Source organism: Streptomyces sp. NPDC002577 (assembly GCF_053594815.1).
Genome location: NZ_JBSFWK010000112.1, coordinates 1 through 1,103 on the forward strand (window position 1 = coordinate 1; position 1,103 = coordinate 1,103).

The following is a 1,103-nucleotide window of genomic DNA, read 5'->3' on the forward strand; positions in this document are numbered from 1 at the left end:
TAGGGCGCGTATCGAGTCGTGATCAATCTGCGCGATCCGCCCTCGCGGAGGGGCCTGGGCCGGTAGATCTTCTTGCGTGACGCGAGTGCAACTGAGCGACCGGGATTGGGAGTTCATCGAGCCGTACCTACCGATCGGCGAGTACGGCCCGTACCCCGAGCGGCTGCGGCAGCAGTTCGAGGGGGTGATCTGGCGGTTCAAGACCGGTGGGCAGTGGCGGGAGATGCCGCAGGAGTTCGGCGCCTGGTCAACCGTCCACAACCGCTTCCGGCAGTGGCGTGATGCCGGTGTGTTCGAGGCCCTACTGGAGGGCCTGATCACGGAAGCCGCGAAGCGGGGTGAGGTGGACCTGTCCCTGGTCAGCATCGACTCCACCACCGCGCGCGCTCACCACGACGCAGCCGGGATGCACCTGGGCGAGGGCGTCATCATCGCCCTGGAGAAGGCTGCCGCCCAAGGGGAGAAGGCCAGGTCAAAGGGGGCGGTCTCGAAGAACAAAACGGGCAGGACGCCGAGACCGATCCCGAGCGGGAGGAGCGACGACGCATCCGGCGCTGGCGGAAACTCCGGCTGAAGGCCGCTCTCCTCGGACGCTCCAGAGGCGGGCAGACCAGCAAGGTCCACCTGGCCGCCGACCGCAAGTGTCGCCCGCTGGCGTTCGTGCTGACCGCGGGACAGGCCGCGGACAGCCCGCAGTTCATCCCCGTGCTGAGGAAGATACGGGTCCGCGGGCCCGTCGGCCGCCCCCGCACCCGGCCGGACGCCGTCGCCGGGGACAAGGCCTACTCTTCCCGCGGCAACCGGGCCCACCTGCGTAGGCGCCGCATCAAGGCAGTCATCCCGGAGAAGAAGGACCAGGCCGCCAACCGGAGGAAGAAGGGCTCCGAGGGCGGCCGGCCCGTCAGTCACGACGCCGACCTCTACAAGGAGAGGAACACCGTCGAGCGCCTGATCAACAAGCTCAAGGCCTGGCGAGGCATCGCCACCCGATACGACAAGACCCCGGACAGCTATCTCGCCGGACTCCACCTGCGCGCCTCGATGATCTGGCTCAAAGACCTCACCCGGACCACCCATTGATCACGACTCGATACGCGCCCTAG

1 pseudogene is annotated in these 1,103 nt (G+C 67.9%); it reads left to right on the forward strand.

Features of this window, described 5'->3' with window-relative positions:
• Window positions 1-76: 76 nt before the first annotated feature.
• Window positions 77-1,080, forward strand: a pseudogene (locus ACWD4J_RS44115) (IS5 family transposase).
• Window positions 1,081-1,103: the final 23 nt, after the last annotated feature.